Raw genomic sequence first — 21,390 nt, 5'->3', positions numbered from 1 at the left:
GGCGCGTGGGAAGGGTGGGGGCTCCGTGTGCGATGCGAACGCTACCCTTCCAGCAGCTCCACCGCCTCCCGCAGTATCGCCACCTTCGGGCCGAAGCGTTTCGCCGGGTCGCTGTCCTCGATGAAGCCGATCATCATGCGCAGGGCATGCGCCACCCGCGGGGCGAGATCGGGATGCGCCGTCACATGCTGCGCCAGATGGGCCAGCGCGTCCCGGTAGGGCCGGCCCTCGAAGCCCTCCGCGGCAATCGCCTCGAAGCGGTTCGCGTGTTCGATCACCAGGCTGTGGTCCACCGGGCTGTGGTCGTCGGTCATCGCGCTCACACGAACAGGATCGCGCCGGTCTTCGGCGCGTCGTTCAGGAAGGTGACGACTCCGCCGGTCTTCACCGGCACGTCGGGGCGCAGCGGAACGCCGGCAGGCAGGCCGAGCGCGCGCAGCCCCATCTCGCAGGCCATGACCGTGACCTTCAGCATCACGCAGGCCTCCAGCAATTCCTCGAAACCGGCCAGCCCGTTGGCGGTGAAGAAGGCGTCGCGCTCCGCCGGTGAACTGCCGTCGTCGGCGGGGTCCAGCCGGTGCCAGCCCGGCGCGCCGTCGGCGTCTTCGGCCAGCAGTGTGTTCAGCGCGCGGCCGGTGAAGAACAGCGTGACCTTGCGGTTGGTCGCCGCCGCCGCGCTGGCCGTCACCAGGGCGTAGTGAACCCGGTCGAAGCCGCCCGCGAACAGGACGATGGACAGGTTTTCGGGACCTTCCATGGGTGGGAGCCTCTCAGCCGCCGCTCAGTGGGCGGACAGGTCGTGGATGGTCGGGTGGGCGCCGCACAGCGGGCAGTCCGGGTCGCGGCGCACGGTGATGCGCTGGAACGAGGCGTGCAGGGTGTCCAGCATCATCAGGCTGCCCGACAGGCCTTCGCCGATGCCCATGATCTCCTTCAGCACCTCGGTCGTCTGGAGCGAACCGACGAAGCCGCCCAGCGCTCCCAGCACGCCGCCCTCGGAGCAGGACGGCACCAGACCGCGCGGCGGCGGTTCCGGGAACAGGCAGCGGTAGCAGGGGTGCGGGTCGCCGAGATGCGCCTTGAAGGTGGACACCTGTCCGTCGAAGCGCAGGATCGCCGCCGACACCAGCGTTTTCTTCGCGAAGTAGCAGGCGTCGTTGAGCAGGAAGCGCGTGGCGAAATTGTCCGACCCGTCGGCCACGATGTCGTAGCGCCCGATCAGGTCCAGCGCGTTGTCCTTCGTCAGCCGCGCCTTGTGCACCTCCACCGCCACGTCGGGGTTCAGCGCGCGGATGCGGGCGGCGGCGCTCTCCACCTTCGGAACGCCGAGCGACGATTCGTCGTGGATCACCTGCCGCTGCAGGTTGGACAGGTCCACCGTGTCGTCGTCGATGACGCCGATGGTGCCCACACCCGCCGCGGCGAGGTAGAGCAGGAGCGGTGCGCCCAGCCCGCCGGCCCCGACGACCAGGACGCGGGCGCGCAGCAGCGCCTCCTGCCCGACGCCGCCGACCTCCGGCAGGATGATGTGGCGGGAATAGCGGTGAAGCTGGGTATCGGTGAAATCCATGATCCGCAGAATAGCGCGGAACGCCCCATGCCGCGCAAGCCCCCTCGCTCAGGCTCCCGCCACGGGCGGCGGCGTCAGGCGAGCAGGCTCATCTTGTAGGGGGTGGTTTTCGCCTTGCCGGTCGACTTGGTCGCATCCTCCGCCGCCCACTGCTTCAGACGGGCCTCGCGCTCCCGCATGATCTTGTCGAACGGCCGCTCCACCGCTTCGTCGGGCGACTTGGCGACCTTCTGGACGAAGTTGAGCTGATAGGGGGTTTCACCGGGCACATCCTTCGGCGGGATGATCACCAGCTCGTACTGGCCGGGTTCGATCTTGAAGCTGGACTTCTTCAGCATGTCCTGGCCCGACTGCTCCGGTTTCATCGTGTCGCCGGAGGCCACGACCTTGCCCTCCTTGCTCATGAGGGCCCAGCGCGCCAAGGGAAGGGACATGTTGGCGACGAACTCGCCGCCCTGGGCGACGGTCAGCGTGTGCTTCTGGACGCCGGGATCCTTGCCGAGGACGGGGCGGGCGGTGCCCTTCATCTGGGCGCCCGACCCCACCATCATGATGTTCTGTCGTTCGGTGATGTCCAGCGTGTATTCGCGGTTGTTCACGCCGCGCACGGCCTGGGAAATGACCGCCGTGTAGGTGCCGGGACCGAGCTTGGCGCTGACCTCCGCCGCCTCGTTCTTCGCCTTAACCTCGGCGACGACCTTGTTGTTCTGGTCGACGATCTTGACGTTGGTGTTGATGTCGGCGATTTTGAAATTGAATTCGCCGTTTTTCGACACCGTGAACTTGCGGTAGTCGGTGGACGCGAGGTTGGAGTCCAATTCGTCGGTGATGCCGATGAACTGGAACCAGCTCCTCGTCGAGGCATTCGGAATCGCGACGCCCATGGTGGCCTCCCCCCGCTGGTCCTGTGCCGTCAGCTCCGCATCGTCGGGCGGCCATGCCGCGATGCGGGCCGGCGCCGGAAACGGCGGAGCCGCGCCGGCCGAAACTCCCGGCGCAGACAGGCTAAATTACTAAAATCCAATCTTTTTGTCAAAGCGCCACCCGATGCCGGTGACGGGCGAAAAGACCGGACGTTTCCCACTCTACATCAGGATGCGCGACGGCGCAATATTCGCCGCCCGGTTGCGCAGGAAAACGCACGGGAACCCCCCCCCTCCCACGCCTGTGAGCGGGCATGGGAGGGGGATGCCGATGTCACTCCAGCCCTTCGAACAGGGCGGTGGAGAGATAGCGCTCGGCGAAGGACGGCAGGATCACGACGATCAGCTTGCCCTCGTTCTCCGGGCGGGAGCCGATCTCCAGCGCCGCGGCCAGCGCGGCACCCGAGGAGATGCCCACCGGGATGCCTTCCAGCTTCGCCACCTTGCGGGCCGTCTCGAAGGCGCGCTGGTTGGAGATGCGGACGACCTCGTCGATCAGGTCCTTGTTCAGGACGTCCGGCACGAAACCGGCGCCGATGCCCTGGATCTTGTGCGGGCCGGGCATGCCGCCGGACAGGACGGGGCTGTCCTCCGGTTCCACCGCGATGGTGCGGAAGCCCGGCTTGCGGGCCTTCAGAACCTCCGACACGCCGGTCAGCGTGCCGCCGGTGCCGACGCCGGAAATCAGGAAATCGGCCTTGCCGTCGGTGTCCTTCCAGATTTCCTCCGCCGTCGTGTTGCGGTGGATCTCCGGGTTGGCGGCGTTCTTGAACTGCTGGAGCATGTAGGCGTTCGGATCGGTGGCGACGATCTCGTCGGCCCGGCGGATGGCGCCCTTCATGCCCTCCGCCGCCGGGGTCAGCACCAGCTCGGCGCCCAGCAGCTTCAGCATCTTGCGGCGCTCGACCGACATGCTTTCCGGCATGGTCAGGATCAGGCGGTAGCCCTTGGCGGCGGCGACGAAGGCCAGCGCGATGCCGGTGTTGCCCGACGTCGGCTCGACCAGGGTGGTGCGGCCCGGCTCGATGGTGCCGGCGCGCTCCGCCGCGTCGATCATGGCGAAGCCGATGCGGTCCTTCACGCTGGCCAGCGGGTTGAAGAACTCCAGCTTGCCGACGATCTGGGCCTTGGCTCCGGCCTCCTCGGCCAGCCGGTTGACTCGCACCAGCGGCGTGGCGCCGACGGTGTCGAGAATGCTGTCGTAGATCTTACCGCGAAACTCGGAACCCGGCATTTTTCACTCCTCCGGTGTGTGGTATTATCCCACTTTCTACAGCATGTGTAGAATTTAACCGTTTTCCGGGTGGGATCAAATCGTAAAATCGATGCGGTCTTCGGTCTCGCTCTCGACGCCGGCGGTGCGGGCGCGCAGGCAGAGATCCTCGATGGTGATGTCGTCGAGCTTCTTCATGCATTCCTCCTGAAGCTCGTTCCACAGCGGGCGCACCACCTTGTGCCCCAGGATGGAGCCGGCCGGTTCCTCGATGGGGTCGGTCGCGGTTTCCATGGAGCGGACGACCTTCACGATCTCGCCCAGCGTGATCCGCCGGCGCTCGCGGGCCAGCCGGTAGCCGCCGCGCGGCCCGCGCACGCCGGCCAGGACGCCGTCGCGGACGAGCTGCTGGAGAACCTGCTCGAGATAGCGCTTGGGAATGCCCTGGCGGCGGGTGATCTCGCCGGACTGCACGGGTTCGGTGCCGGCGTTGTAGGCGATGTCGAGCACCGCCTCGATCGCGAACATCAGCTTCTTCGAGATGCGGAGCATCAGCGCGCCTCCTGGGCAGGGGAGGGCGGGGCGAACTGGCCGGTGGAGCCGAAGCCCCCGTTGCCGCGGGCGCTGTCGGGCAGCGCGGCCGACTCGGCCCAGGCGGCGCGCTCGTAGCGGGCGATCACGAGCTGGGCGACGCGCTGCCCGCGCTCCACCGTGAAGGGCTGGTCGCCGTGGTTGATCAGGATCACCCCGACCTCGCCGCGGTAATCGGCGTCGATGGTGCCGGGGCTGTTCAGCACCGTGACCCCGTGCTTCAGCGCCAGGCCGGAGCGCGGGCGCACCTGGGCCTCGTACCCGTCGGGCAGGGCGAAGGCGACGCCGGTGGGAATCAGCGCACGGCGGCCCGGCTCCAGGACGACCGGCTCCGCCACCGCGGCCAGCAGGTCCATGCCCGCCGCGTGTTCCGTCGCGTAGGCCGGCAGGTCCAGCCCCGCGGCGTGGGCGAGCCGGACGATGGGAACGGGAATGGCGGGTGCCGTTGCGCTCACGGAATGGTCTCCTGGGGGGTGGGGTTTGAGGGCGGATTGAAGTGCCGGGCGATGGCCTCGGCCAGGCGGGCGGCCACGGCGTCCTTGCCCATGGTGGGCCACTCCTCCGCGCCTTCGGCGCGGATCAGATGGACGGTGTTGTCGGCCCCGCCGAAGGTGGTGGTGCCCGGCGACACATCGTTGGCGACGATCCAGTCGCAGCCCTTGCGCGCGCGCTTGGCGGTCGCGTAGTCCACCACGTTGCCGGTCTCCGCGGCGAAGCCGACGACCAGCGCCGGGCGGCGCGGCCCCGGCTGGGACAGGGTCGCCAGAATGTCGGGGTTCTCGGTCAGGGCAAGGCTCGGCGGGCCGCTGCCGTCCTTCTTCAGCTTGCGGTCCGACTCGCCGGCCACGCGCCAGTCGGCGACGGCGGCGGCGCAGACAGCGATGTCCGCGGGCAGGGCCGATTCGCAGGCCGCCAGCATCTCCCGCGCCGTCTCGATGGGGCGCACGGTGCAGCCGGGCGGGTCGGGCAGGCTGGTCGGGCCGGTGACCAGCGTCACGTCGGCGCCCAGCCGCCGCAGCGCCTCGGCGATGGCGTGGCCCTGCTTGCCGGAGGAGCGGTTGGCGATGTAGCGCACCGGGTCGATGGGCTCCACCGTCGGGCCGCTGGTGACCAGGGCGCGCTTGCCGGCCAGCGGCCTGGGGGCGTCCAGATCCTCGAAATGGGCGGCGATGGCCTGGACGATCTCCATCGGTTCGGCCATACGCCCGAATCCGTACTCGCCGCAGGCCATCTCGCCCTTGTTCGGGCCGATCCGGCGCACGCCGCGCTTTTCCAGAAGCGCCAGATTGTCGCGGGTCGCCGGATGCTCCCACATGCGGACGTTCATCGCCGGGGCGACGAGCACCGGCTTGTCGGTGGCCAGCAGCACGGTGGCGGCCAGATCGTCGGCCATGCCGGCGGCCATGCGGGCCAGCAGGTTGGCGGTGGCCGGGGCGACGACCAGCAGGTCGGCGTCGCGCGAGAGCTGGATATGCCCCATTTCCGATTCATCGGTCAGGGACCACAGATCCTGGTAGACGGTGTCTTCCGTGAGCGCCTGCACGGACAGCGGCGTGACGAATTCCGCCCCCGCCCGGGTCAGGACCGCACGCACGCGCACGCCCCGCTCCTTCAGGCGGCGGATCAGTTCCAGGCTCTTGTAAGCCGCGATGCCGCCCGCGATGACGAGCAGGATGCGCTTGCCGGACAGCACGGATGTTTCGGCCACGGGGATCCGCCGCTCCTTGCTATGGATTTTGTGGGCGATGAATTCTGTAGAATTCAGATATTCCATCACGGCGCCCGGTACAAGCGTCCTTCGCTGATCCTCACAGCGAATCTGGTGTGAAATGCACATCCATGACGAGGGTGTGAAACCGCGGACGTGATCTTTCGTTGCGCGGTCGTATGCCAGGTCTTTCGTCCCCGGCCCAACATCGCGTAGAGTGCATTTTTAAGGATTTGCTGATAACCAGGGCAATCCGATGGTCTTTTCCGCATTTTTCCTTTGAATTCAAACGGTCCATGCCCCCGCGATCCACGCCAATCCTACTTGTCGAAGACACGCCGTCGCTGGCCCGCGTCTATGCGGAGTTCCTGAAGAAGGATTGCAGCGCCGTCACCACAGTGGAGACGGGGGCCGCGGCGCTGGAGCAGCTTGCCGACGGTGTGCCGCGGATCGTTCTGCTGGACCTTCAGCTTCCCGACATGCACGGGATGGACGTGCTGAAGCGGATCAGCGCCCAGGCGCTGCCCTGCGCGGTCATCATCATCACCGCCCACGGGTCGGTCGGGGTGGCGGTGGAGGCGATGCGCTACGGCGCCTATGATTTCCTGGTGAAGCCCTTCTCGGCGGAGCGGCTGACCGTCACCGTGCGCAACGCCATGGAGCGGCTGCGCCTCGCCCAGCTCGTCGACAGCTTCGAGAAGGACCTGGGGCGCAGCCGCTACCACGGTTTCCTCGGCTCCTCGCTGGCGATGCAGGCGGTCTACCGGATCATCGACAGCGCCGCCTCCTCCCGCGCGACGGTCTTCGTCACCGGCGAATCGGGCACAGGCAAGGAGGTCTGCGCCGAGGCCATCCACCGGCAGAGCCCGCGGGCCGACCGGCCCTTCATCGCCATCAACTGCGGGGCCATCCCCAAGGACCTGATGGAGAGCGAGATCTTCGGCCACATGAAGGGCTCCTTCACCGGGGCGGTGGCCGATCGCGAGGGCGCTGCGGCGCGGGCCAATGGCGGCACCCTGTTCCTCGACGAGATCTGCGAGCTGGCGCCCGATCTTCAGACCAAGCTGCTGCGCTTCATCCAGACCGGTACCTTCACCCCGGTCGGCGGCAGCCGGCTGGAGAAGGTCGATCTGCGCATCATCTGCGCGACCAACCGCGACCCCCTGCGCGAGGTGGAGGAGGGGCGTTTCCGCGAGGATCTCTATTACCGGCTGCACGTCATCCCCATCCACCTGCCGCCGCTGCGCGAGCGCGAGGACGATGTGCTGGAGATCTGCCGCCAGTTCCTGACCGATTACGCGCGGGAGGAGGGCAAGGGCTTCGTCCGCTTCTCCCCGGCGGCCGAGCAGGCGCTGCGCACCTACCACTGGCCGGGCAACGTGCGGCAGGTGCAGAACGTGGTGCGCAACATCGTGGTTCTGCACGATGGCGACACCGTGACGCCGGCCATGCTGCCGGCCCCGCTCGGCACCCCGGCGGGGGCCGCCGCGCCGCTTCCCGCCAACGGCGGCGGAAACGGCCATGGCGGCGGGCATGCCGCCGGCCATGGGTCCGTGGCCCACGCGCCATCCCCCAAGACGGTGAAACCGCTGTGGGAGGTGGAGCGCGACGCCATCGAGGAGGCCATCGCCGCCTGCGACGGCAACATTCCCCGCGCCGCCGCCCTGCTGGAAATCAGCGCCTCGACCATCTACCGCAAGCGCCTCGCCTGGCAGGCCGAAGGAAAACTCTGAGTCCCATCCCCTGTTCCCGGCTCCGCGCCACTGGTCCTGCCGAAGCATAGGCTTCGTGTGCGTTCAATTCACGAAAGACCATCGAAAGTCTTGCCGTGTCGGGGCCTGCCGCCATCGGCTTATTTCCAAATGACCGGTCCGGCCACATTGGGCATATGCCGTGAAGCCGCCTTGCCGGTTCCGGTGCCATCCGGCTAGCCTCCCCTCGCGTTGCTTTGCTTGCGCTTCCGCGTGGCGCCACACCGGATCGCCGCACATGACCGCCGCACCGTCCATCGTCGCCCCCTTGCGCCCCGTGGCGCGGACCGGCGGCGGGCCCCCGACCGAGGAGCAGGAGTTCACCTTATGACCACCGGCACCGTCAAATGGTTCAACACCACCAAGGGATATGGCTTCATCGCGCCGGAGGCCGGCGCCAAGGATGTGTTCGTGCACATCACGGCCGTACAGAAGTCGGGTCTTCACGCCCTGTCCGAGGGCCAGCGCGTCGAGTTCGAGGTCGCGCGCGGCAACAACGGCAAGGACGCAGCGGTCAACATCAGCGTCATGGAGTGAAGCGACGTCATGACGTGACATAGCCGCGGAGCCGGTACGCCTCCACGGCTTCCCGGGTGAGGCGGGGGATGTCGCGGCACAGCGACGTCACCTCGCCCACCGCGTTGCTACGGCAGGCCAACTCCAGCGCCCGGGCCGCCGCCGACAGGTGGCGGGCGCCGAAGGTCCCCGCGGTGCTCTTCAGCGTGTGGGCCTCCTTTGCCAACCCGGAGAGATCGGCCGGGCCTTTCCCCGCCGCTTCCGCCCCGCCGCGGGCGATCCTCTCGGCCCGCTCCAGCGTTTCCTCCACGAACTGGCGGATGACGTCGGCCAGAAGCTCCGCGTCGAGATCCCGGGCGAGCTGCTGCAGCACCTCCATGTCCAGCACGCCCGCATCCACGACGCCCGCCGGGGCCGGAGCGGGAGCGTCCGGCGGAGCGGTGGGCGCGGCGCTTTCCGCCGGGGTGGCGTCCAGCCAGCGGGCCACGGTTTCCAGCAGATGCAGGCGGTCGACGGGCTTGGCGACATGCCCGTTCATCCCGGCGGCCAGACAGCGTTCGCGGTCGCTGTCCATGGCGTCGGCGGTCATGGCGATGATCGGGACGGTGCCGGCCGGCGGCGGCAGGGCGCGCAGCCGGCGGGTGGCGGTCAGCCCGTCCATCTCCGGCATGGCGAGGTCCATCAGGACCAGGCCGTAGAGCGACGGACCGGGCGCCGCGGCCTCCATCGCCTCCAGCGCTTCCCGCCCGTTGTTGGCGATGTCGACCTGATAGCCGGCGCCGCGCAGCAGCAGGGCGGCGACCATCTGGTTGGTCGGGCTGTCCTCGACGAGGAGAATCCGTGGGCCCGTCCCAGCCGCGGACGGGGCGACCGGGCTTTGCGGAGACGGCGGCGCTGCGGGCGGTGCCTCCGTCACGCTCCGCCCGGTCACGGCAGCGAGCAGACGGGAAGGGCGGGCCGGCTTCGTCACCGTGGCGTCGGCGCCGTTGCCGTCCCCGCCCACGCTCCGGTGCGGCAACAGGAGACGGACGATCCGCCCCACGCCCCGCGCGCGCAGCCGGTCGGGCAGGGACCCGGCGACCGGGGTTTCCACGCTGCCGATCACCGCGATGCCGGCGGCGGGCAGGGTGCCGGCGTCCAGCCCGGCCACCATCGCCGTCACGTCCGGCGCACTCACGGTCGCCCCCCAGGAGTGGAACTGTTCAGCCAGCGCCCGCCGGGCGACGGGATTGGATTCCAGAAGCAGGACCGTCTGCCCGGCCAGCGGCGGAACCGCGCCGTCCGCCCGCGTCCTCCCAGGTTCCAGGGGCCCGGACTCCAGGGGCCCGGACTCCAGCGGCCCGGACTCCAGTGGCAGTGTGAACCAGAAGCGGCTGCCCTGGCCGGCGGCGCTGTCGAAACCGATGCTTCCCCCCATCATTTCCACCAGCCGCTTGGAGATCGCCAGCCCCAGCCCGGCGCCGTCGTGGCGCCGCGACAGGCGGGGATGCACCTGCGAGAATTCGGTGAAAAGGTCAGCCCACGCGTCCTGCGGAATGCCGATGCCGGTGTCGGTCACCTCGAAGCGCAGGCATGGCGCTTGGCCGGCGCCGTCCTGGTCCGACCCCACGGCCGAGAGGGTGACGGCGACGCCGCCGCGGTCGGTGAATTTCACGGCGTTGCCGACGAGGTTCAGCAGGACCTGCCTTACCCGCCCCGAGTCGCCGCGCAGCGCCGTCGGCAGGCCGCCGGGGACGCAGACGGCCAGTTCGATCCCCTTGGCGAAGGCGCGGGCGGCCTGCAGTTCGGCGACGCTCTCCACCACCTCGGCGGGAGAGAAGCGGCCCGACTCCAGGGTCAGCTTTCCGGCCTCCATCTTGGAGATGTCCAGGACGTCGTTGAGCATGGACAGCAGCGCCTCCGCCGACTCGCGGGCGGTACGGGCGTAGGCGCGCTGCTCCTCGCCCAGCGGGCCGTCCAGCAGCAGCCCCAGCATGCCCAGAACGCCGTTCATCGGGGTGCGGATCTCGTGGCTGATGGTGCGCAGGAACTCCGACTTGGCGTGGCTCGCCAGCTCCGCCTGCTCCTTGGCGAGGCGGAGCTGCGCCTCGGTGCGGCGGTGGGCGGTGATGTCGCGGAAGGACACCATCGCCATGGTCCGCCCGCGGTAGGGAACGTAGCGGGTTTCCCCCTGCACCGTCAGCCGTTCGCCGTTGCGGCGCAGGCAGACGGTTTCGAAGGGCGTCTCGTCGCGGGCGCGGATGCGCTGCCAATTGAGTTCGCGGTCCTCCGGCGCCATCAGCGCGGTGATGGACAGCCCCGTCAGCTCGTCCGGGGCATAGCCCAGGATGGCGGCGGCGGCCCGGTTGGCGTCGGCGATCACCCCCTGCTCATGCACCAGGATGCCGTCGATGGCGGCGTCCGACAGTTTGCGGAAGCGGTCCTCGCTCTCGCGCAGGGCCTGCTCCACCCGGCGGTGGTCGGTGATGTCGGTGTAGGTCATCAGGACCGAGCGGTCGGGCAGGAAGCTGGCGGTGATCTCCAGCACCCGCCCGTCGGGGCGCGTGCGCTCGATGCGGCTGACTCCCTCGGGACGCAGGTTGGTCAGGTGGCGGGCGACGATCTCCGCCGGATCGCCGGGACCGAACTCGCCGCGCTCGGCCATGAAGCGCAGGAAGCCGGGCATGCTCAGGCCGGGATGGAGCGCGTCGTCCGGCAGGTCGAGCATCTCCCGCAGGCGCCGGTTGCAGGTCAGGAAATGATAGTCCGCGCTCCACACCACGAGGCCCTGCGACATGGCGCTGAAGGTGGCCTCCAGCAGGTCGGACTTGTGGGCCAGTTCCTGCTCGCGCCGTTTCAGCTCGCTGATGTCGGTGCGCAGCCCGACATAGCCGCCGTCGCTGGTCCGCCGCTCCTCGATCTTGAACCAGCGCCCGTCGCCGATCCGCAGCACTTGCGGCCCCTGCGGGTTGCGGTGCCGCTCCATCTCCCGCTCGACCCAGCGGTCGATGTCGCCGGGGCCGCAGTCGGGGTAATGGCCGGTGGCGGCGGCGCGGCGGATCAGCGATTCGAAGGTGATGCCGGGCTCCAGAGGCCCCAGCAGGGCGTAGATCTCGCGGAAACGGGCGTTGCATTGGACCAGCCGGTCGTCGGCGTCGAACAGGGCGAAGCCCTCGTTGACGACCTCGATGGCTTCGGACAGGCGGCGGTGGGCATCGGCTGCCCGGCTGTCGGCGGCGCGGGCCTCCGCCAGGGCGCGCTGTGTGGCCTCCCGCTCGCGCAGCACCGCCAAAGCCATCACCGCGCCGGCCAGCCCGATTCCGAAAAAGGGCCAGATCAGTTCGTCGGTCCCATGTTCCAGAAGATGCTGCAGCGTGTGCAGCGCGCTCGCCATCAGAAGGAGGAGCGCGACCAGAGTGAGCCAGCTCCAACGGCGCAGCCGGCGGGGGTGGAACGGCATTCGGCGCTCCGCATCGGACGAGGCGAAAACGTTACGGCTTTTGCGCCTCCGGAGCAATGAATCCGGGGGAGTTGCGCAACCGGCCGACGGCGCGGCGCCGGCCCAGCAGGCCGTGGCGCGGCCCGAACAGGACGGCCAGCGCCAGGATCAGCCCGGACGCCACGGCGATCATCCCCGCCGCGTTCAGCGAGTGGGAGGCCCCGAGCAGCATCGGCCCGAAGGCCGCGGCGCCATAGCCGGCCAGCGCCGCCAGCACCCCCAGCGCGACGCTGAGCAGGATCTGCGCGGCCAGCCGGTCGGTCAGCAGGCGCGCCGCGGCGGGCGGGGCGATCAGCATGGCGATGACCAGGATGGAGCCCACCGCCTCGAAGGCGGCGATGGCCGTGGCGGCGACCAGGAGCACCACCCCGTAATGGAACAATCCCGCCGGGATGCCCAGCGTGGAGGCCAGCGCCGGGTCGAAGGTGGTGATCTTCAGCTCCTTGTAGAACAGCCCGACCAGGGCGACGCAGAGCGCGAAGACCGCGGCCAGCGTCAGCACCTCGCGCGGCAGGGCCGCCCACACCGCCGGGTCGGCCAGCGACGCCCAGCCCTTGGGGGCCAGCCAGAGGATGGTCTCCAACTGGCCGTAGAGCACGCAGTCGGCGTCGAGGTCGACACCGCCGGCGGACGCCTGCTCGATCATCACCACGCCGGCGGCGAACATCACGGTGAAGACGACGCCCATGGCGGCGCCGGATTCCAGCCGGCCCAGCCGCCGCACCGCCTCGATCAGCAGGCCGGCCAGCGCCGCGGCGGCCAGCGCGCCGAGCATCATCGGCAGCGTCTCCCGCGTGCCGGCGACCAGGAAGCCGCCGACGATGCCGGGCAGGATGGCGTGGCTGACCGCGTCGCCCATCATCCCCTGGCGCCGCAGCACCAGGAAATTGCCGACCAGCGCGCAGGCGGCGCAGGCCAGCACCGCGGCGAGCAGGGCGGGGGCGTCGATCTGAAGGAATTCCTGGACGTCGGGCATCATGACGGGGCGCTCCGTTCCTCCAGCAGCCGGACCATGTCGCCGGGCAGGACCGAGTCGATGGGGTCGACGCCCCAGTTGGCGTGGGCGGGCAGCAGGGCCGGGTAGTCGGCCAGGAACCGCTCCCACAGCCGGCGGTCGCGCGCCGCTGCCTGGGCGGCGGTCTGCCCGGCGGGGGTCAGGGCGCCGTCCCGGGTGTAGCCGCGCAGGCGCAGCCAGAGCGCCGTCGCGCCCTCCACCGGCCGGCCGTCCAGCAGGTCGGTCAGGGCGCGCCGTTCCGCGAAGGTCAGGCGCAGCCGCCCCTGGCGCAGCGCGGCGGCGACCAGCCCGCGCGCCGGGGCGAACAGGAAGCTGAGCAGGAAGAAGCCCCCGGCGACCAGGACGATCACCGCCCCCGCCGGCAGGTTGGGCAGCAGGGCCGACAGGGTGGCGCCGAGCCAGCCCGACAGCGCGCCGATCACCGCCGCGGCCACGGTCAGGGCGGGCAACCGGTCGGTCCAGAAGCGCGCCGCTGCGGGCGGGATGATCAGGAGCGCGACCACCAGGATCAGTCCCACCGTCTGGAGCCCGATCACCGTCACCAGCGTCGCCAGCCCCATCAGCACGAGGTCGAGCGCCCCCACCGGCCAGCCCTGCACGGCGGCGAAGCCGGGGTCGAAGGCCAGCACCCGCAATTCCTTGAACAGCAGGGCGACGGCCAGCGCCGCTCCGGCGGCCAGCAGGCCGATGGCGATGGCCTCGCCCTGCGCCATGGCGGCGGTCTGGCCCAGGATGAAGGTCTTCAGCCCGGCTTGCCCGCCCAGCTCCAGATTCTGGATGACGCTGAGCAGCACGACGCCCAGCCCGAAGAAGACCGACAGCACCGCGCCGATCGCCGAATCCTCGGTCAGCCGGGTGAAGCGGGACAGCGCCTGCACGGTCAGCAGCCCGACCACCCCGCTGGCCACCGCCCCGGCCAGCAGCAGCGGCAGCGAGCGTTCCGGCAGGCCGAGCGCCGCCCCGACCAGGAAGGCGACGGCGATGCCGGGCAGGGTGGCGTGGCTCAGCGCGTCGCTGACCAGCGCGCGGCGGCGCAGCAGCAGGAAGGTGCCGACCGTCCCGCCGGCCAGCCCCAGCGCGGCGGTCCCGGCGACCACCACGGCGCTGTTGAAGCCGGACTGGAAGGTCAGGACGCGCAAAGCCTCATCGAACAGGGAGTCGGTCATGACGCTTCCGCCCCCAATGCCCCCAATGCCGCGGGGGCCGGCATCGGCCGCCCGCCGTAGGTGCGGGACAGCAGGTCGGGCGTCATCACCCGCGCGACCGGCCCCTGGGCGACCACCCGGGTGTTGAGCAGCAGGGCGTGGTCGAAATAGTCGCTGACCGTCTGGAGGTCGTGGTGGACGCAGATCACCGTCCGCCCGGCGGCGTCGAGGTCGCGCAGCACCTGGAGCACCGCGCGCTCCGTCGCGGCGTCCACCCCGGCGAAGGGCTCGTCCATGAAGTAGAGCTGCGCCTCCTGCGCCAGCGCGCGGGCCAGGAAGACGCGCTGCTGCTGGCCGCCGGACAGCTGGCCGATCTGGCGCTTGGCGAAGTCGGCCATGCCCACCCGCTCCAGCGCGTGCAGCGCCGCCTCCTTGTGGGCGCGGGTGACCGGGCGGAACCAGCCGATCTTCCCGTAGCGGCCCATCGCCACCACGTCGAGCGCCGAGACGGGGAAGTCCCAGTCCACGCTTTCCCGCTGCGGCACGTAGCCGATCAGGCGGCGCTGCCTGCCGATCGGGCGTCCGAACACCTCCACCGTGCCCGACACGCTCGGGACCAGCCCCAGGCACGCCTTGATCAGGGTCGATTTGCCCGCCCCGTTCGGCCCGACCACGGCGATCAGCCCGCCCGGCGGGGCGGCGTAGTCGACGTTCCACAGCACCGGCCGGCGGTGGTAGGCGACGGTGAGGCCGCGGATATCCAGGGGCGGCGGCCCGATGGGCGAGGCCTCTTCGGGGGCGGTGCGGCTGCCGGGGGTGCGCCAGAGATACTGCATGGTCCGTTCCTCTTCCGCGTCAGCGCTGCGCCAGGGCGAGCTTGCCCTGGAAGCCGTCGGCCGGCGCCTCGCCGCCCAGCGCGCGGGCGATGGTCGTCACATTGTGGTCGATCATGCCGATGTAGGTGCCCTCATAGCTGCCCGGCGCGCCCATGGCGTCGGAGAAGAGGGCGCCGCCCAGCGTCACGCGGTGGCCGCGCGCCCCCGCCCCTTCGACCAGGGCGCGGACGTTGCGGTCGGACACGCTGGTTTCCGGGAAGACCGCCGGCACGCCGCGGTCCGCCAGCAACGCGGCCAGTTCCTCGATGATCCGCAGCCCGGCCTCGGATTCCGTGCTGATCCCCTGGATGCCGCGGACCTCGATCCCGTAGGCGCGCCCCAGATAGTTGAAGGCGTCGTGCGCGGTGACCAGCACGCGGGCCTTGCCGGGAATGGAGGACAGGATGCGCCGGGCGTACGTGTCGAGCCGCGCCAGCTCCGTCCCGTACGCGTCGGCGTTGCGGGCGTACGTCTCGGCGCCCGCGGGGTCGAGCCGGGCCAGACCGTCGCGGATGGACGGCAGGGTGCTCGCCCAGATCCCCACATCCATCCAGATGTGCGGGTCGTGGGCGCCCTCGAATTCCGGCGGGCTGAGCAGCCGCTCCTTGGGCACGGCATCGCCCAGCGCCACCACCGGCTTGCCGGACTCGCGCAGCCGGTCGAAGGCGGCGGTCATCTTGCCTTCCAGATGCAGGCCGCTGATGAACACCGCGTCGGCCCGCAGCAGCTTCACCGTGTCGGAGCGGGTGGGCTTGAACAGGTGCGGATCGACGCCTTCGCCCATCAGCGCCTCCACCGCCGCCCGGTCGCCGGCCACCGCCCGCACGAGGTCGGCGACCATGCCGGTGGTGGCGACGATCTTCGGGCGCTCGCCTTGGGGGCGTTCACCCTCGGCCATCGCGGCTCCCGGCAGCAGCAGGGCGGCGGCCAAGCCCATGATGGCAGTAAACTTCGTCAGGCTCTTCGTCGCGAAGGTTTTTGAACATATGTTCATATTCATTGGTCCCGACAAAGATCGGCAAGGTTAGGGCGGGCGGACCAAGTAAACGGGGCGGAGTGCATTTGCGTTCCATGAATATATGAACCGCCTCTCCGGCCTTGCAAGGCGGCTCGTGACGATCCGTGTCTTACCGAACGGGGCGGAGTGCGCTAGAGTGGCGGAATGATCGTGCTCTTTACGGATTTCGGGCTGTCCGGCCCCTACACCGGGCAGATGAAGGCGGTTCTGGCGCGGATGGCGCCGGGCCTGCCGGTCATCGACCTGTTCGCCGACGCCCCCGCCTTCGACCCGCAGCTGTCGGCCTATCTGCTGGCCGCCTACGCTCCGGAATTTCCGGCGGACAGCGTCTTCCTTTGTGTCGTCGACCCCGGCGTCGGGACCGACCGCCGCCCGCTGGTGGTGGAGGCCGACGGGCGCCGCTTCGTCGGGCCGGACAACGGCCTGTTCGAGCTGGTGCGGCGGCGGGCCGAGTCGGTGCGCGCCTGGAGCATCGGCTGGCGGCCCGAGCGGCTGTCGGCCAGCTTCCATGGGCGGGACCTGTTCGCCCCGGTGGCGGCCAGCCTCGCCATGGGCAACCCGGTCGCGCTGGAGCCGGTCGATCCGGCCGGCCTCGCGCGTGCCGACTGGCCGGACGATCTGGCGCGGGTCGTCTATGTGGACGTCTACGGCAACGCCATGACCGGCCTGCGCGCCGATCGGCTGCCGGAGAACGCGGTGCTGCGGGCCGGCGGGCGCACGGTGCGCCGGGGCCGGACCTTCGCCGACGTCCCGGTGGGGGAGGCGCTGTGGTACGCGAACTCCAGCGGTCTGGCGGAGATCGCCGTCAACCGGGGCCGCGCCGACCACGACGCCGGGCTAGCGGTGGGGATGCCGGTCGAACTGGTGCTATAGACCGTCCAGGCAGCGGTCGAGCTGGGCCAGATCCACGGGGCGGGCCAGCACGGTGATCGGGCTGTTGCCCGGCTGGGCATCCGGTGCGCCGGCGGTCAGGATGATCCGGGTGTGCGGGTAGAGCATGCAGGCCAGCGCCGCGGCCCGGTCTCCTTCGTCCTCCGGCCGGCGGCGGTGGAGCAGGGCGACGGCGGGACCTTCCGCCCCGATGAGGCTCAGCGCCTCGAAGCCGCCGGACACCGTGGACACGATGAAGCCGCGGGCGGTGAGATGACGGGCCAGTGCGTCGCGCTGACCGGGATCGTCGTCGGCGACGACGGCGCCGCGGCCTTCCTGGCCGGGCGGGCGGATGTCGGCGTCGATGGAAAAGCCGGTCGTCATGGGGGTCTCACCACGGGCTTCCCTGACTTTCGCGGGCCTTGAACCTGAGGGGCTTTCTACGCCACGCGGATGCCGGTTGCAAATCCCCATGGCCGACACGCGCCGCCCAATTAGCCGATCTTGATGTCAGCCGATCTTGACGTCAGCGGATCCTGACGACGGTGGGGCGGTCGACGATGGACAGCATCGGCAGGTCGCTGGGCCGGTTGCCGTAGCCCCAGGTCTCGCCGAAGGGACCGTTGGCGGCGATCCAGCCGCGCACCCGTTCCAGCTTGTCCAGCCGGACGCAGTTGCCCGTGCACAGCCGTCCGGTCAGGGCGCCGTCCTCCACCTCCATCCCCGTGGCGAGCAGGTCGTCGACGTTCAACCCGCGCAGCAGAGCCGGCATGTAGATGTCGAGCGCTCCGGTGGCGACGACCACGCGGCGCCCCTCGCGCCGGTGCATCTTCAGGGTTTCGACCAGCGGGGCGTGCCAGCGGATGCGGTGGACCAGCCGTTCCGCGGCGGCCAGCGCGTCGGCCACCGGAAGGCCGCGCAGCGTCCGGCGCAGCAGTATGGTCTTGACCGAGCCCGGAAAATCCACCCCCGGCCCGCGACCGCGCGCGTGGCGGTGCAGACCGGAGCGCAGGGCGTCCAGAAAGGCCAGCCGGGCGCGGTTGCGCCCGATGACCTCGCCGATGAACATCAGCAGGCTGTCGCCGTGGATCAGCGTCCCGTCGAAGTCGAAGAAGGCCACCCCCGGCGCGATGGAGGCCAGGGGACCGACGCCATTCGTGATGGTGCCTCCGGTGGAGGGACCGGAGGTGATGGCGTCGAAAACGGGAGTGGCGCTGGTCTGCATGCGCCCTTATCCGGCGGAACGCGCCGCGTCACAAGCCAAATGCGTTGAGCGAGGCCGTCCGGGGCACCTTAAAGCGGATTGCAATCCGCTTTGGACCGTGACGGCGGTCCCGGCCGCGCATGCGGCCGAAGCCCGGCCTCTCGCGGGAACGGAGTTCCCGCTGGCGGCAGGCGGATGCCATCGGCATCCGCTGAGAGCCGGCGAATGAGGCGATGTGAATCCAAAGCGAACGGAAGTTCGCTTAATGCAGCGACGGGCTGGGGGAATCGTCCGCGTCCTCCGCCTCGATCAGCAGTTCGCCCGCGGCGATTTCTCCGGCGCATTCCTCCAGCCCGGCCTTCACGGCGATCAGGAGGTTGATGATCTCGCCGTTGTCCTGCTCCAGGATGCGCAGGCGCTCCTCCAGCTTGTCCAGACGGCGGGTGACGCTGTCGTTCAGCCGGTCGAGGCGGGCGAGAACCGGGTCGTTGTTCGTGTCGTCCATGGCGGCGGTTGGTCCGTCGGTGATTCGTGTGCGTTCCTGAAGCTAGGACCACGCACCGCCTCTGGACAGACCCGCGCCCGGCGCAACCCGCAATTGATGGGATTATCGTCCGGATGGTGCCCGACGAGTCCAAAGGACTCAGGAACGGGCACGCCCGGGCGTCACTCCCCCTCCGACGTGGTGGTGCGGCGGCGCAACGGAACACCGTACAATTCGAGCCTATGGCCGAGCAGTTCATAGCCCAATTCGCGGGCTATGACTTCCTTCAGCCGTTCGAGATCTTCATTTTGGAACTCCACCACCTTTCCGGATTCGAGATCGATCAGGTGATGATGGTGCTCCGACCCGGCTTCCTCATAGCGGGCGCGGCCGTCGCCGAAGTCCAGCCGGTCGATGACGTTCGCGTCCTCGAACAGGCGCATCGTGCGGTAGACGGTGGCGATGGAGATGCGCGGGTCGATGGTGGACGCCCGGCGGTGAACCTCCTCCACGTCGGGGTGGTCGGCGGCCTCCGACAGCACGCGCGAGATCACGCGGCGCTGGTCGGTCATCTTCAGCCCTTTCTCGATGCAGAGCTGTTCGAGGCGCGAAGGCATGGAAGTCCCCTTGTTGTCGTCTCATTGGCGCGCGCGGTTAGCCTCCGATGGCCCCGGCCACGCGCTGGCCGCCGTCCCTCCCCGGCACGGCCACCCGAATGCCCGAGCACCATACTGTGATTCGGAACCATTCACAAACGCCGACGTTTGGTGTCGGCTTACGGAAAGGGCGCGCGCCATGATGACCCTGGACATCCACCACACAACCACCTACCGCTACGCCAACCCGGTGACCTTCGGCGACCATCGCCTGATGTTCCGGCCCCGCGACAGCCACGACCTGCGGTTGATCGAAACGGGTCTGGTGATCAGCCCGCCGCCGGCTTCCGTCCGCTGGCTCCACGATGTCTTCGGCAACTCCATCGCGGTGGCGAGGTTCGACCAGCCGGCGACGGAACTGCGCTTCGAAAGCCACATCAGGGTCGATCACTACCCGATGGGCGAGTTGGAATTCCCCATCGAGGACTACGCGCGTTCCTATCCCTTCAGCTATTCCGCGGAGGAGGTGCCGGATCTGGCGCTGACCACCCAGCGGCACTACCCGGACCCCGACCATCTGGTGGACGAATGGGCGCGGCAATTCGTGACGCTGGGCGAGGGCGGGCCGCCCGACACGCAGGACATGCTGGTGTCGATGACCCGCGCCATCAAGGACACCTTCACCTATCAGGCCCGCGATCTGGAAGGCACCCAGAGCCCGGTCGACACCCTGACGTGGAAGAGCGGCTCCTGCCGCGACTTCGCGCTCCTGATGATGGAGGCGGTGCGCTCGCTGGGCTTCGCGGCGCGTTTCGTGTCGGGCTACCTCTACGATCCCGCGCGGGATGGGCAGGAGGGGGCGATGACCGGCGGCGGGGCGACCCACGCCTGGGTGGAGATCTATTTGCCGGGCTGCGGCTGGGTGGAGTTCGACCCGACCAACGGCATCATCGGCGGCAAGAACCTGATCCGCGTCGCCGTCGCCCGCGACCCGTCGCAGGCGGTGCCGCTCGGCGGTTCCTGGACCGGGGCGCCGGCGGATTTCCTCGGGATGACGGTGGACGTGCAGGTCACCGCGAACGGCGGGGCGGGCGCCGGCGGCGCTCCGCAAAACCCGGCGCCGGCGGCTGACGCCGCCTGATACGGCAACCAATTGCAAAGGAACGTCTGGCAGAATGGAGGGTCCGGAGCCGTTTCGGTTCCGGACCGACCGTCCCATCCGACAGACGAGGCTGCGTCACCCCGTGCTCGATCCCGATCCGACCAGTCCCGCCCCCAGCGGCGCGCCGGAAACGGAGGCCGCTCCCGTCCTGATCGCGGCCCTGCTGGCCGTCCGTGAGCCGCCCGTCGGGCCGGACGCGCCCTGCCGCGCCGTGCGGAGCCGGCTGGACGCCCAGCCCGCCCTGCCGTCACTCGCCGTGACGGCGGAGGACGGGCGCGTTCTGGGGCTGGTGGACCGTCTGGCGCTGGCGGGGGTTGCCGATCCGGAGGCTCCGGCACGGGCGGCGATGAACCCGGACCCGCTGCTGGTCGACGCGGACCTGCCGCTTTGCGAGGTCGCGCGGCGGATCATGCAGGAGAAGCCCGGCGCGCTGGCCTCCGGCTTCGTCATACTGGAGGATGGGCGGTACCTCGGCGTCGGGTCGGGGGTGGACCTGCTGGCGCGGACGGACGAGCAGATCATCCAGCGGACCCGCCAGCTCGACGAGGCCCTCCGTGCCGCGGAGCGCGCCAACCGGGCCAAGACCGCCTTCTTCGCCTGCATGAGCCACGAGATCCGCACCCCGCTGAACGCCATGATGGGCTTCGCCGAACTGCTGGAGCAGGAGGTCCTGGGGCCGATCGCCAACCCGCTCTACCGCGACTACGCGCGCGACATCGCGGAAAGCGGGCGTTACCTGATGGACCTGATCAACGACCTGCTCGACCTGTCGAAGGCCGAGGCCGGGCGGCTGGAACTGGCCGAATCCGCAGTGGACGTGTTGCGCGTCGCCGTGGGCAGCGTCCGCCTGCTGTCCGACCGTGCCGGGCGGGCCAGGGTCGGCATCGACACCGACCTGCCGCCGAAATTGCCTGCGCTGCGCGCCGACGAGCGCAAAGTGCGGCAGATGCTGCTGAACCTGCTGTCCAACGCGGTGAAGTTCACGCCGCCCGACGGTGTGGTCACTCTGAACGGTCGCATGGCGGCGGACGGGACGCTGTGCCTGTCGGTGCACGACACCGGCATCGGCATGACCGCCGACGAGCTGGAAAAGGCGCTGGAGCCCTGGGGCCAGATCGACAGCGCGCTGGGCCGCAACCACATCGGCACCGGTCTCGGCCTGCCTCTGACCAAGCGGCTGGTGGAACTGCACGGGGGCCGTCTGGACATCGACACCGCCCCCGACCGCGGCACCACCATGACGCTGGTCTTCCCGGCGGAGCGGGTGGGCG

The 21,390-nt window shown here is 69.9% G+C and carries 22 protein-coding genes; 5 read left to right on the top strand and 17 right to left on the bottom strand.

The window, feature by feature from the left end; genetic code table 11:
• Window positions 1–41: 41 nt before the first annotated feature.
• The 8 genes from GBZ26_RS12925 to coaBC all read right to left on the bottom strand — a co-directional run bounded on the left by GBZ26_RS12925 (window position 42) and on the right by coaBC (window position 6,005).
• Window positions 42–314 carry a hypothetical protein gene (locus tag GBZ26_RS12925; protein WP_174439187.1) on the bottom strand — a complete coding sequence of 91 codons (273 nt, stop codon included), beginning with the start codon at window positions 312–314 and terminating at the stop codon, window positions 42–44.
• A gap of 5 nt (window positions 315–319) precedes the next feature.
• Window positions 320–757, bottom strand: a complete 438-nt coding sequence (locus tag GBZ26_RS12920; protein ID WP_174439186.1) for a DsrE family protein — start codon at window positions 755–757, stop codon at window positions 320–322.
• A gap of 24 nt (window positions 758–781) precedes the next feature.
• Window positions 782–1,570: a HesA/MoeB/ThiF family protein gene (locus GBZ26_RS12915; RefSeq protein WP_174439185.1), complete on the bottom strand. Its 789-nt coding sequence runs from the start codon at window positions 1,568–1,570 to the stop codon at window positions 782–784.
• Between the two features lie 74 nt (window positions 1,571–1,644).
• Window positions 1,645–2,454, bottom strand: coding sequence for a hypothetical protein (locus GBZ26_RS12910; protein ID WP_174439184.1), 810 nt, complete (start codon window positions 2,452–2,454; stop codon window positions 1,645–1,647).
• A 313-nt stretch (window positions 2,455–2,767) separates the two neighbouring features.
• Entirely contained in the window at window positions 2,768–3,727 is a 960-nt protein-coding gene (gene cysK, locus GBZ26_RS12905; RefSeq protein WP_174439183.1) for a cysteine synthase A, read from the bottom strand.
• Between the two features lie 75 nt (window positions 3,728–3,802).
• A complete protein-coding gene (locus GBZ26_RS12900) occupies window positions 3,803–4,258 on the bottom strand; it encodes an RrF2 family transcriptional regulator (protein WP_014238770.1) in 456 nt (151 codons plus the stop codon).
• Entirely contained in the window at window positions 4,258–4,752 is a 495-nt protein-coding gene (dut, locus tag GBZ26_RS12895; protein WP_174439182.1) for a dUTP diphosphatase, read from the bottom strand. Before dut ends, GBZ26_RS12900 begins: the two co-directional genes overlap by 1 nt.
• A complete protein-coding gene (coaBC, locus tag GBZ26_RS12890; protein WP_174439181.1) occupies window positions 4,749–6,005 on the bottom strand; it encodes a bifunctional phosphopantothenoylcysteine decarboxylase/phosphopantothenate--cysteine ligase CoaBC in 1,257 nt (418 codons plus the stop codon). The genes dut and coaBC overlap by 4 nt, the downstream gene beginning before the upstream one ends.
• A 296-nt stretch (window positions 6,006–6,301) precedes the next feature.
• Between coaBC and GBZ26_RS12885 the strand changes: the two genes are divergently transcribed.
• Together GBZ26_RS12885 and GBZ26_RS12880 are read left to right on the top strand one after the other, a co-directional pair.
• A complete protein-coding gene (locus GBZ26_RS12885; RefSeq protein WP_174439180.1) occupies window positions 6,302–7,738 on the top strand; it encodes a sigma-54-dependent transcriptional regulator in 1,437 nt (478 codons plus the stop codon).
• A 345-nt stretch (window positions 7,739–8,083) separates the two neighbouring features.
• Window positions 8,084–8,293, top strand: a complete 210-nt coding sequence (locus GBZ26_RS12880; RefSeq protein WP_014238764.1) for a cold-shock protein — start codon at window positions 8,084–8,086, stop codon at window positions 8,291–8,293.
• A 7-nt stretch (window positions 8,294–8,300) separates the two neighbouring features.
• Here GBZ26_RS12880 and GBZ26_RS12875 read toward each other — a convergent pair whose 3' ends face one another.
• The 5 genes from GBZ26_RS12875 to GBZ26_RS12855 are packed head-to-tail and all read right to left on the bottom strand — an operon-like array spanning window position 8,301 to window position 15,722.
• Complete coding sequence (locus GBZ26_RS12875) at window positions 8,301–11,711, bottom strand: PAS-domain containing protein (protein WP_174439179.1); 3,411 nt, start codon at window positions 11,709–11,711, stop codon at window positions 8,301–8,303.
• Between the two features lie 31 nt (window positions 11,712–11,742).
• A complete protein-coding gene (locus GBZ26_RS12870) occupies window positions 11,743–12,729 on the bottom strand; it encodes a metal ABC transporter permease (protein ID WP_174439178.1) in 987 nt (328 codons plus the stop codon).
• On the bottom strand, window positions 12,726–13,931 hold the full coding sequence (locus tag GBZ26_RS12865; protein WP_174439177.1) for a metal ABC transporter permease: 1,206 nt from the start codon (window positions 13,929–13,931) through the stop codon (window positions 12,726–12,728). Before GBZ26_RS12865 ends, GBZ26_RS12870 begins: the two co-directional genes overlap by 4 nt.
• Window positions 13,928–14,746, bottom strand: a complete 819-nt coding sequence (locus GBZ26_RS12860) for a metal ABC transporter ATP-binding protein (protein WP_246653669.1) — start codon at window positions 14,744–14,746, stop codon at window positions 13,928–13,930. Before GBZ26_RS12860 ends, GBZ26_RS12865 begins: the two co-directional genes overlap by 4 nt.
• A gap of 19 nt (window positions 14,747–14,765) precedes the next feature.
• Window positions 14,766–15,722, bottom strand: a complete 957-nt coding sequence (locus GBZ26_RS12855; RefSeq protein ID WP_174439176.1) for a metal ABC transporter solute-binding protein, Zn/Mn family — start codon at window positions 15,720–15,722, stop codon at window positions 14,766–14,768.
• A gap of 225 nt (window positions 15,723–15,947) precedes the next feature.
• Between GBZ26_RS12855 and GBZ26_RS12850 the strand changes: the two genes are divergently transcribed.
• Complete coding sequence (locus GBZ26_RS12850; RefSeq protein ID WP_174439175.1) at window positions 15,948–16,676, top strand: SAM hydrolase/SAM-dependent halogenase family protein; 729 nt, start codon at window positions 15,948–15,950, stop codon at window positions 16,674–16,676.
• On the opposite strand, the gene GBZ26_RS12845 is transcribed toward GBZ26_RS12850, so the two are convergent.
• The 4 genes from GBZ26_RS12845 to GBZ26_RS12830 form a co-directional block, all read right to left on the bottom strand.
• On the bottom strand, window positions 16,671–17,057 hold the full coding sequence (locus GBZ26_RS12845; protein ID WP_174439174.1) for a response regulator: 387 nt from the start codon (window positions 17,055–17,057) through the stop codon (window positions 16,671–16,673). The two genes, GBZ26_RS12850 and GBZ26_RS12845, sit on opposite strands and share 6 nt — an antisense overlap.
• A 142-nt stretch (window positions 17,058–17,199) precedes the next feature.
• The gene (locus tag GBZ26_RS12840) at window positions 17,200–17,898 is read right to left on the bottom strand and encodes an HAD family hydrolase (protein ID WP_174439173.1); all 699 of its coding nucleotides are present in this window, start codon (window positions 17,896–17,898) and stop codon (window positions 17,200–17,202) included.
• Window positions 17,899–18,139: 241 nt separating this feature from the next.
• Window positions 18,140–18,382 carry a hypothetical protein gene (locus GBZ26_RS12835; protein ID WP_174439170.1) on the bottom strand — a complete coding sequence of 81 codons (243 nt, stop codon included), beginning with the start codon at window positions 18,380–18,382 and terminating at the stop codon, window positions 18,140–18,142.
• A gap of 161 nt (window positions 18,383–18,543) precedes the next feature.
• Window positions 18,544–18,978 (bottom strand): Fur family transcriptional regulator, encoded by a 435-nt coding sequence (locus GBZ26_RS12830; RefSeq protein WP_035679968.1) that lies wholly within the window; start codon window positions 18,976–18,978, stop codon window positions 18,544–18,546.
• 178 nt (window positions 18,979–19,156) lie between these two features.
• Between GBZ26_RS12830 and GBZ26_RS12825 the strand changes: the two genes are divergently transcribed.
• Together GBZ26_RS12825 and GBZ26_RS12820 are read left to right on the top strand one after the other, a co-directional pair.
• Window positions 19,157–20,098 (top strand): transglutaminase family protein, encoded by a 942-nt coding sequence (locus GBZ26_RS12825; protein WP_174439172.1) that lies wholly within the window; start codon window positions 19,157–19,159, stop codon window positions 20,096–20,098.
• Window positions 20,099–20,201: 103 nt separating this feature from the next.
• Window positions 20,202–21,390: ATP-binding protein (locus GBZ26_RS12820; RefSeq protein ID WP_174439171.1), on the top strand; the 1,189-nt coding region annotated here is incomplete at its 3' end.

Origin of the sequence: Azospirillum formosense (assembly GCF_013340925.1) — a bacterium.
GTDB lineage: Bacteria > Pseudomonadota > Alphaproteobacteria > Azospirillales > Azospirillaceae > Azospirillum > Azospirillum formosense.
This window is presented reverse-complemented; position numbering and strand designations above follow the sequence as displayed.

Excerpts from the sequence above, each read along its gene's own strand:
- GBZ26_RS12925 (WP_174439187.1), bottom strand. The coding sequence starts at position 314 with ATGACCGACGACCACAGCCCGGTGGACCACAGCCTGGTGATCGAACAC.
- GBZ26_RS12920 (WP_174439186.1), bottom strand. The coding sequence starts at position 757 with ATGGAAGGTCCCGAAAACCTGTCCATCGTCCTGTTCGCGGGCGGCTTC.
- GBZ26_RS12915 (WP_174439185.1), bottom strand. The coding sequence starts at position 1,570 with ATGGATTTCACCGATACCCAGCTTCACCGCTATTCCCGCCACATCATC.
- GBZ26_RS12910 (WP_174439184.1), bottom strand. The coding sequence starts at position 2,454 with ATGGGCGTCGCGATTCCGAATGCCTCGACGAGGAGCTGGTTCCAGTTC.
- cysK (WP_174439183.1), bottom strand. The coding sequence starts at position 3,727 with ATGCCGGGTTCCGAGTTTCGCGGTAAGATCTACGACAGCATTCTCGAC.
- GBZ26_RS12900 (WP_014238770.1), bottom strand. The coding sequence starts at position 4,258 with ATGCTCCGCATCTCGAAGAAGCTGATGTTCGCGATCGAGGCGGTGCTC.
- GBZ26_RS12885 (WP_174439180.1), top strand. The coding sequence starts at position 6,302 with ATGCCCCCGCGATCCACGCCAATCCTACTTGTCGAAGACACGCCGTCG.
- GBZ26_RS12880 (WP_014238764.1), top strand. The coding sequence starts at position 8,084 with ATGACCACCGGCACCGTCAAATGGTTCAACACCACCAAGGGATATGGC.
- GBZ26_RS12875 (WP_174439179.1), bottom strand. The coding sequence starts at position 11,711 with ATGCCGTTCCACCCCCGCCGGCTGCGCCGTTGGAGCTGGCTCACTCTG.
- GBZ26_RS12870 (WP_174439178.1), bottom strand. The coding sequence starts at position 12,729 with ATGATGCCCGACGTCCAGGAATTCCTTCAGATCGACGCCCCCGCCCTG.
- GBZ26_RS12865 (WP_174439177.1), bottom strand. The coding sequence starts at position 13,931 with ATGACCGACTCCCTGTTCGATGAGGCTTTGCGCGTCCTGACCTTCCAG.
- GBZ26_RS12860 (WP_246653669.1), bottom strand. The coding sequence starts at position 14,746 with ATGCAGTATCTCTGGCGCACCCCCGGCAGCCGCACCGCCCCCGAAGAG.
- GBZ26_RS12855 (WP_174439176.1), bottom strand. The coding sequence starts at position 15,722 with ATGGGCTTGGCCGCCGCCCTGCTGCTGCCGGGAGCCGCGATGGCCGAG.
- GBZ26_RS12850 (WP_174439175.1), top strand. The coding sequence starts at position 15,948 with ATGATCGTGCTCTTTACGGATTTCGGGCTGTCCGGCCCCTACACCGGG.
- GBZ26_RS12845 (WP_174439174.1), bottom strand. The coding sequence starts at position 17,057 with ATGACGACCGGCTTTTCCATCGACGCCGACATCCGCCCGCCCGGCCAG.
- GBZ26_RS12840 (WP_174439173.1), bottom strand. The coding sequence starts at position 17,898 with ATGCAGACCAGCGCCACTCCCGTTTTCGACGCCATCACCTCCGGTCCC.
- GBZ26_RS12835 (WP_174439170.1), bottom strand. The coding sequence starts at position 18,382 with ATGGACGACACGAACAACGACCCGGTTCTCGCCCGCCTCGACCGGCTG.
- GBZ26_RS12830 (WP_035679968.1), bottom strand. The coding sequence starts at position 18,978 with ATGCCTTCGCGCCTCGAACAGCTCTGCATCGAGAAAGGGCTGAAGATG.
- GBZ26_RS12825 (WP_174439172.1), top strand. The coding sequence starts at position 19,157 with ATGATGACCCTGGACATCCACCACACAACCACCTACCGCTACGCCAAC.